The sequence below is a fragment of the Escherichia sp. WS568 genome, assembly GCF_046486085.1.
Taxonomy (GTDB): domain Bacteria; phylum Pseudomonadota; class Gammaproteobacteria; order Enterobacterales; family Enterobacteriaceae; genus Escherichia; species Escherichia coli.
Window position 1 is genome coordinate 59,043 of sequence record NZ_JBJQMC010000025.1, and the last position, 8,650, is coordinate 67,692.

The 8,650-nt window shown below is 49.2% G+C and carries 8 protein-coding genes; 6 read left to right on the top strand and 2 right to left on the bottom strand.

Translation table 11 applies throughout. The annotated features are described in order from the left end of the window. Window positions 1-2: 2 nt before the first annotated feature. A complete protein-coding gene (locus ACJHWR_RS21550; RefSeq protein ID WP_000479624.1) occupies window positions 3-365 on the bottom strand; it encodes a DUF3302 domain-containing protein in 363 nt (120 codons plus the stop codon). Between the two features lie 535 nt (window positions 366-900). Here ACJHWR_RS21550 and mtlA point away from each other — a divergent pair. The 3 genes from mtlA (at window position 901) to mtlR (ending at window position 4,644) form a co-directional block, all read left to right on the top strand. Then, on the top strand, window positions 901-2,814 hold the full coding sequence (gene mtlA / locus ACJHWR_RS21555; protein ID WP_000093274.1) for a PTS mannitol transporter subunit IICBA: 1,914 nt from the start codon (window positions 901-903) through the stop codon (window positions 2,812-2,814). Window positions 2,815-2,908: 94 nt separating this feature from the next. After that, window positions 2,909-4,057 carry a mannitol-1-phosphate 5-dehydrogenase gene (gene mtlD / locus ACJHWR_RS21560; protein ID WP_000645420.1) on the top strand — a complete coding sequence of 383 codons (1,149 nt, stop codon included), beginning with the start codon at window positions 2,909-2,911 and terminating at the stop codon, window positions 4,055-4,057. Further along, window positions 4,057-4,644 (top strand): mannitol operon repressor MtlR, encoded by a 588-nt coding sequence (gene mtlR / locus ACJHWR_RS21565; RefSeq protein WP_000228269.1) that lies wholly within the window; start codon window positions 4,057-4,059, stop codon window positions 4,642-4,644. The genes mtlD and mtlR overlap by 1 nt, the downstream gene beginning before the upstream one ends. 10 nt (window positions 4,645-4,654) lie before the next feature. Here mtlR and yibT read toward each other — a convergent pair whose 3' ends face one another. Next, on the bottom strand, window positions 4,655-4,864 hold the full coding sequence (gene yibT / locus ACJHWR_RS21570) for a protein YibT (protein ID WP_000517099.1): 210 nt from the start codon (window positions 4,862-4,864) through the stop codon (window positions 4,655-4,657). 283 nt (window positions 4,865-5,147) lie between these two features. On the opposite strand from yibT, the gene ACJHWR_RS21575 reads away from it, so the two are divergent. The 3 genes from ACJHWR_RS21575 to ACJHWR_RS21585 all read left to right on the top strand — a co-directional run. Next, window positions 5,148-5,510, top strand: a complete 363-nt coding sequence (locus ACJHWR_RS21575) for a YibL family ribosome-associated protein (RefSeq protein ID WP_000665680.1) — start codon at window positions 5,148-5,150, stop codon at window positions 5,508-5,510. 557 nt (window positions 5,511-6,067) lie between these two features. Further along, window positions 6,068-6,751, top strand: a complete 684-nt coding sequence (locus ACJHWR_RS21580; protein ID WP_001052541.1) for a DUF3251 domain-containing protein — start codon at window positions 6,068-6,070, stop codon at window positions 6,749-6,751. Between the two features lie 43 nt (window positions 6,752-6,794). After that, the coding region (locus ACJHWR_RS21585; protein WP_285803477.1) for an ESPR-type extended signal peptide-containing protein at window positions 6,795-8,650 on the top strand (1,856 nt) is incomplete at its 3' end.

Consider the following 8,650-nt stretch of genomic DNA (forward strand, 5'->3'; position numbering starts at 1 on the left):
ATTTAGATCTCCGGGAACGTGGAATAGTCAGTCTTTTTCTCGGCGGCGAGTTGATGCTCCAGCCGGGAAATTCGGTCAGAAAGTGCGGCGATTTCCGGGTCAGTCGCTTTCTCCTGCGACGCAACATGTGACTGCATACCCCAGCCACGCTCCGGTTGATAGAGCGTCGCCCAGATCCACAGGAACGGCCAGATAACATGCAGAGTAAACAGGCTCACCCAGCCCGCTGTATGAATAGCGTCGGCATGGGGGTGATTACGCTTTTTGGCAATCAGATAAGGGATGTCATGTATCGCGATGATTCCATAAAAAATCACCAGAAAGACGAAGATCAGCACTCCCAACGCGAAGTAGTTTAGAAACATATCTGCCTCGGATTCACGTTTATCAGTGTTGTTTTTGGCTGGCAGCCAGATGGGAGTCGGGCTGATATTTTGACAATAATCCGGGTTGGCGATTCTCGCCATAACACCGAAGAATAATTTTTAGAGGTGATGAGTTGCTTAGTTACATAACGATTTTATGACGAAGGCATAACATGCTGCAGATCACATCAGGTGAACGCCGTAAGAAAATATCTTGTGATTCAGATCACAAAGATTCAACAAACTAACAAAACAAAAATGTGACATTACTCACATTTAAATGCCATTTTTAGCGAAAATCGCCGCCTTGTTGCTTTTTTACACAAGAGTTTTGTGATGCACATCACGTCAATTACCTCTCTACCCCCTATATTTATGTGATTCATATCACACAAAAAGCCGTTGACTGGACAGTTAACCGATTCAGTGCCAGATTTCGCAGTATCTACAAGGTCCGGCTACCTCTGCCGCCACATTAACAAAAAACCTCGGGCTTCCAGCCTGCGCGACAGCAAACATAAGAAGGGGTGTTTTTATGTCATCCGATATTAAGATCAAAGTGCAAAGCTTTGGTCGTTTCCTCAGCAACATGGTGATGCCAAATATCGGCGCGTTTATCGCGTGGGGTATCATCACCGCGTTATTTATTCCAACAGGGTGGTTACCGAACGAAACGCTGGCGAAGCTGGTCGGGCCGATGATCACTTATCTCCTGCCACTGCTGATCGGTTATACCGGTGGTAAGCTGGTAGGCGGCGAACGTGGCGGCGTAGTCGGTGCCATTACCACCATGGGCGTTATCGTCGGCGCAGACATGCCGATGTTCCTCGGTTCTATGATTGCAGGTCCGCTGGGCGGCTGGTGCATTAAGCACTTCGACCGCTGGGTAGACGGTAAGATCAAATCCGGTTTTGAAATGCTGGTGAATAACTTCTCCGCTGGTATCATCGGGATGATCCTCGCTATTCTGGCATTTCTCGGCATTGGCCCGGTTGTTGAAGCCCTGTCTAAAATGCTGGCGGCGGGCGTTAACTTCATGGTTGTCCATGACATGCTGCCGCTGGCGTCTATCTTTGTTGAACCGGCGAAAATCCTGTTCCTCAACAACGCCATTAACCACGGTATCTTCTCGCCGCTGGGTATTCAGCAGTCCCATGAACTGGGTAAATCCATCTTCTTCCTGATTGAAGCTAACCCAGGTCCGGGTATGGGCGTGCTGCTGGCGTACATGTTCTTTGGTCGTGGTAGCGCTAAACAGTCTGCGGGCGGTGCGGCAATCATCCACTTCCTGGGGGGTATCCACGAAATCTACTTCCCGTATGTGCTGATGAATCCGCGTCTGATTCTGGCCGTTATCCTCGGCGGTATGACTGGCGTATTCACGCTGACTATCCTGGGCGGTGGGCTGGTTTCTCCGGCATCTCCGGGTTCTATCCTTGCTGTACTGGCGATGACGCCAAAAGGTGCTTACTTCGCTAACATCGCGGGTGTGTGTGCGGCAATGGCAGTCTCCTTCGTTGTCTCTGCCATTCTGCTGAAAACCAGCAAAGTGAAAGAAGAAGATGATATTGAAGCAGCAACTCGTCGTATGCAGGACATGAAAGCTGAGTCTAAAGGTGCGTCTCCGCTGTCTGCGGGCGATGTGACTAACGACCTGAGCCACGTACGTAAAATCATCGTTGCCTGTGACGCAGGTATGGGTTCCAGTGCGATGGGCGCAGGTGTGCTGCGTAAGAAAATTCAGGATGCAGGTCTGTCGCAGATTTCGGTCACTAACAGCGCGATCAACAACCTGCCGCCAGATGTGGACCTCGTCATCACTCACCGTGACCTGACCGAACGCGCTATGCGCCAGGTTCCACAGGCACAGCATATTTCGCTGACCAACTTCCTCGACAGCGGCCTGTACACCAGCCTGACCGAACGTCTGGTTGCTGCCCAGCGCCATACTGAAAACGAAGTAAAAGTGAAAGACAGTCTGAAAGACAGCTTTGACGATTCCAGTGCTAACCTGTTCAAGCTAGGCGCGGAGAACATCTTCCTCGGTCGCAAAGCGGCCACCAAAGAAGAAGCGATTCGTTTTGCTGGCGAGCAGCTGGTGAAAGGCGGTTACGTTGAGCCGGAATACGTTCAGGCGATGCTGGATCGTGAAAAACTGACCCCGACTTATCTGGGTGAGTCTATCGCGGTGCCACACGGTACGGTTGAAGCAAAAGATCGCGTACTGAAAACGGGCGTGGTGTTCTGCCAGTACCCGGAAGGCGTGCGCTTCGGTGAAGAAGAAGATGACATTGCCCGTCTGGTGATTGGTATTGCTGCCCGTAACAACGAGCACATTCAGGTTATCACCAGCCTGACCAATGCACTGGATGATGAGACTGTCATCGAGCGTCTGGCACACACCACCAGCGTGGATGAAGTGCTGGAATTGCTGGCAGGTCGTAAGTAATCCAATCCTACCCTCTCCTCACGGAGAGGGTTTGGGTGAGGGAAAAGCCTCACCCCAGCCCTCTCGGGTAAAAACATTGATGAAGGTTAATACTATGAAAGCATTACATTTTGGCGCAGGTAATATCGGTCGTGGCTTTATCGGTAAACTGCTGGCAGACGCGGGTATCCAACTGACGTTTGCCGATGTCAATCAGGTGGTACTTGATGCCCTGAATGCCCGTCATAGCTATCAGGTTCATGTGGTTGGTGAAACCGAGCAGGTAGATACCGTTTCCGGCGTCAATGCTGTCAGCAGCATTGGTGATGATGTCGTTGATCTGATTGCTCAGGTTGATTTAGTCACTACCGCCGTGGGCCCGGTTGTGCTGGAACGTATTGCCCCGGCAATCGCCAAAGGGCTGGTGAAACGTAAAGAACAAGGTAATGAATCCCCGCTGAACATCATCGCTTGTGAAAACATGGTCCGCGGCACCACACAGCTGAAAGGACATGTGATGAACGCCCTGCCGGAAGATGCCAAAGCGTGGGTAGAAGAACACGTTGGCTTTGTTGATTCCGCCGTTGACCGCATCGTGCCACCTTCGGCTTCTGCAACCAACGATCCGCTGGAAGTGACGGTAGAAACATTCAGCGAATGGATTGTTGATAAAACCCAGTTCAAAGGCGCGCTGCCGAACATCCCAGGCATGGAGTTAACCGACAACCTGATGGCATTTGTCGAACGTAAACTCTTCACCCTGAATACGGGTCATGCTATAACCGCGTACCTCGGAAAACTGGCGGGTCATCAGACCATTCGTGATGCGATTCTCGACGAGAAAATCCGCGCGGTGGTAAAAGGTGCGATGGAAGAAAGCGGTGCGGTACTGATCAAGCGCTACGGCTTTGACGCAGACAAGCATGCGGCATACATCCAGAAAATCCTCGGTCGTTTCGAAAACCCGTATCTGAAAGATGATGTAGAGCGCGTAGGCCGTCAGCCGCTGCGTAAACTGAGCGCTGGTGACCGTCTGATTAAGCCACTGCTCGGTACACTGGAATATGGTCTGCCACATAAAAACCTGATTGAAGGTATTGCCGCTGCAATGCACTTCCGCAGTGAAGATGATCCGCAGGCTCAGGAACTGGCAGCACTGATCGCTGACAAAGGTCCGCAGGCGGCGCTGGCACAGATTTCCGGTCTTGATGCCAACAGCGAGGTTGTATCCGAGGCGGTAACCGCTTATAAAGCAATGCAATAATGGTGGACCAGGCGCAGGACACCCTGCGCCCGAATAACAGATTGTCAGATATGCAGGCAACAATGGAACAAACCCAGGCCTTTGAAAACCGTGTGCTTGAGCGTCTGAATGCTGGCAAAACCGTGCGAAGCTTTCTGATCACCGCCGTCGAGCTTTTGACCGAGGCGGTAAATCTTCTGGTGCTTCAGGTATTCCGCAAAGACGATTACGCGGTGAAGTATGCTGTAGAACCGTTACTCGACGGCGATGGTCCGCTGGGCGATCTTTCTGTGCGTTTAAAACTCATTTACGGGTTGGGCGTCATTAACCGCCAGGAATACGAAGATGCGGAACTGCTGATGGCATTGCGTGAAGAGCTAAATCACGACGGCAACGAGTACGCGTTTACCGACGACGAAATCCTTGGACCCTTTGGTGAACTGCATTGCGTGGCGGCGTTACCACCGCCGCCACAGTTTGAACCTGCAGACTCCAGTTTGTATGCAATGCAAATTCAGCGTTACCAACAGGCTGTGCGATCAACAATGGTCCTTTCACTGACAGAGCTGATTTCCAAAATCAGCTTAAAAAAAGCCTTTCAAAAGTAAGTACTTTCGCTTACTTCTCCTCTACCTGTTTCGGCCGATAAAGCCGACGATAATATTCCAGACGTTGTAGATATAACGGCACGCTTTCATCAGGTATTCCGGACGGAATCGCGTTACGGGGAGGTAGTTTTTTCAGATACTCCCGGAACGCCTGGCTCGATGCCATGAAATCTACGGCTTTATCGATAAGAAGCGGAACGTTTTCACCTAATTTGCCCATGATGATATCTCCGTATTACCCCGCGCCGGGAATGCGCGGCCGCCAATTTTAGTTTAGATCCCGGTATAAATGACATTAAGGAAAACGTGCTCAATCCTCAATAATCATCCGTTTCTATTAACTATCTTTTTTCTTTAAATTTCTTAATTAATCAATAAATTGCGTAGTTTTTAAGCATGTTAATGTTTACGTTATAGAACTATTGCAATGTCATCAGTTGTGAACAAAGCACCTGGTCGCGCATACTAGGGGCTATAAATTTATCTTTATCAGAAGCCATCACATGAAAGAAGTCGAAAAAAACGAAATCAAACGTCTCAGCGATCGTCTGGACGCCATCCGCCACCAGCAGGCCGATCTGTCGCTGGTTGAAGCCGCAGACAAATACGCCGAGCTGGAAAAAGAGAAAGCCACTCTGGAAGCAGAAATTGCTCGCCTGCGCGAAGTTCACAGCCAGAAACTCAGTAAGGAAGCACAGAAGCTGATGAAGATGCCGTTCCAGCGCGCGATTACTAAAAAAGAGCAAGCTGATATGGGCAAACTGAAGAAGAGCGTTCGCGGACTGGTCGTTGTGCACCCAATGACCGCGCTGGGCCGCGAAATGGGCCTGCAAGAGATGACAGGGTTCTCTAAGACCGCGTTTTAAGTTCCTTTCTCGTCGCTGTAATTACAGCCACTCACGATTTACTCGCTCCTGCTGGCACATGCAGGAGCCTGTTTCAGAGATCGAATATTTATAACGTTCTTAACATTATATATTCAATCTCCTCTATTCTTTTTAGCGCACATGCCAGGCTAAATTCTGAAAAGCAGGTACAAATTAAATAATGATGTATCAATATCAACAATGAATTACCGCATATCAATGCTTGAAACATAATTAATTATTTAAATTTTTCTATCAGCATCGCAAACTTCGCAATAAAACATCACTCAACTGAATATTTATCTTTCCCTGCCCCGGGCCTTTATCCGGTGAAACATTTGACATTGATTGACACCGATCATTAAAATCCGCGCGATTAATATTATTGGCTACAAACTGAAATCGTTTGACATTTAATAACACATTCGCACAACCAATTAATATAAAATTCTCTAACAAATTTATTTTGCGAATATGCCCCACTCCAATCATTCATAAAAAAAATGATTGTGCCGTAATTATCAACTGTATCGGGATTATGAAAAGGAATTCATCCTATGAACCTAAATAAAACATTGTTAAGCGTGTTAATGATATTGCCACTTTGCTTATTGGCAGGGTGTGACTATATTGAAAAAGCGACTAAGGTCGACGACCTCGTTACACAGCAAGAGTTACAAAAAAGCAAAATTGAGGCGCTTGAGAAACAACAGGAACTCGATAAGCGCAAGATAGAATACTTTGAAAAACAACAAACTACTATCATAAACAGTACCAAAACGCTCGCTGGTGTGGTGAAGGCAGTTAAAGACAAGCAGGACGAATTTGTCTTTACAGAATTTAACCCGGCACAAACCCAATACTTCATTTTAAATAACGGCTCTGTTGGTTTGGCAGGCCGGGTGCTGGCTATTGATGCAGTTGAAAATGGCAGCATTATTCGTATTTCGCTGGTTAATTTATTAAGCGTTCCCGTATCAAATATTGGCTTTCATGCGACATGGGGCAATGAAAGACCCACCGATGCCAAAGCTCTGGCAAAGTGGCAACAATTACTTTTCAACACCACACTGAATTCCACTCTGCAATTAATGCCTGGTCAATGGCAAGACATTAATCTGACATTAAAAGGCGTTTCGCCTAATAACCTGAAGTATCTGAAGTTGTCCATCAATATGGCCAATCTCCAGTTCGACACTGTTCAATCTGCTGAAACTCGGCAGCGAAAAAACAAAAAATAAATGCAGCTTCTGCGCTTATATCAAGGAATAGAGAGCATCAATAATGAACAAAATTTTTAAAGTTATCTGGAATCCAGCGACGGGCAGTTACAGCGTTGCCAGCGAAACGGCGAAAAGTCGTGGGAAGAAGAGCGGGCGCAGTAAGCTGTTAATTTCTGCACTGGTTGCGGGTGGATTATTGTCGTCGTCTGGGGCATTAGCTCAGGCAGGGTTAGATACAGGTACTGGTGTTACCCCTGCTGGTCATAATAATGGAACAGGTTGGATAGCTATTGGTACCGATGCTGAAGCAAGCACTCATACCACAACGAATGGCGCAGCAACTGCCGTGGGCTACTACTCCAAAGCGTTAGGTATGTGGAGTACTGCGTTAGGTGCATATAGCGAATCGAATGGCAATGCTTCACTGGCTCTTGGGGTTAAAGCACAATCTAACGGTGACCGCTCTATTTCGATGGGCGCTTCGTCGAGTGCAAGCATAAATGCGGGTTACTCCATCGCGATGGGGGTATTTGCTTTCACCGATGCAGAGTACGCGGTAGCCCTTGGCAATGAGAGCAAGGCACTTGGTAAATACAGCCTTGCATTAGGAAACGCAAGTCAGGCATCTGGCGAATCCAGTATTGCATTAGGTAACACAAGTGAAGCCAGCGAACAAAACGCGATTGCGCTGGGGCAAGGCAGCATTGCGAGCAAAGTGAACTCAATCGCGTTGGGCAGTAACAGTTCGTCTGCAGGAGAGAATGCCATCGCGCTAGGAGAGGGCAGTGCCGCGGGAGGCAGCAACAGTCTAGCTTTCGGTAGTCAATCCAGGGCAAGCGGCAATGATTCTGTCGCCCTCGGTGTAGGGGCTACAGCAGCGACCGACAATTCTGTCGCTATCGGCGCAGGATCGACCACTGATGCAAGCAATACAGTTTCAGTTGGCAACAGCACAACAAAACGCAAAATTGTTAATATGGCTGCCGGTGCCATAAGCAACACCAGTACCGATGCCATCAACGGCTCACAGCTTTATACGATCAGTGATTCAGTCGCCAAACGGCTCGGGGGAGGCGCTACTGTAGGCAGCGACGGCACCGTAACCGCACTAAGCTACGCGTTGAAAAGCGGCACCTATAATAACGTGGGTGATGCTCTGTCAGGAATCGACAATAATACTCTGCAATGGAATAGAACCGCGGGGGCATTCACCGCTGCACACGGCTCAAATACCACCAGTAAAATCACTAATGTTGCTAAAGGTACGGTTTCTGCAACCAGCACCGATGTAGTAAACGGCTCTCAATTGTACGACCTGCAGCAGGATGCTCTGTTGTGGAACGGCACCGCGTTCAGCGCTGCACACGGCACCGACGTCACCAGCAAAATCACCAATGTCACCGCTGGTGAGCTCTCTGACACCAGCACCGACGCCGTCAACGGTTCTCAGCTGAAAGCGACCAAGGACGATGTGGCGGCAAACACCACCAACATCACTAACCTGACGAGCGAAGTGGCTGGCAACACCACCAGTATCACTAACCTGACTGATACGGTGACTAACCTCGGTGAAGACGCCCTGAAATGGGACGACGCCGCAGGCGCATTCACCGCTGCACACGGCACTAACGCCACCAACAAAATCACCAATGTCACCGCTGGCGAACTCTCTGATACCAGCACCGACGCCGTCAACGGTTCTCAGCTGAAAACCACCAACGATAACGTGGCGACCAACACCACCAATATCGCCACTAACACCACCAATATCACCAACCTGACTAACGCTGTTGACAGTCTCGGTGATGATTCCCTGCTGTGGAACAAAGCGGCTGGCGCATTCAGCGCCGCGCACGGCACCGATGCCACCAGCAAAATCACCAACGTCACCGCTGGCGACCTGACTGCTGGCAGCAC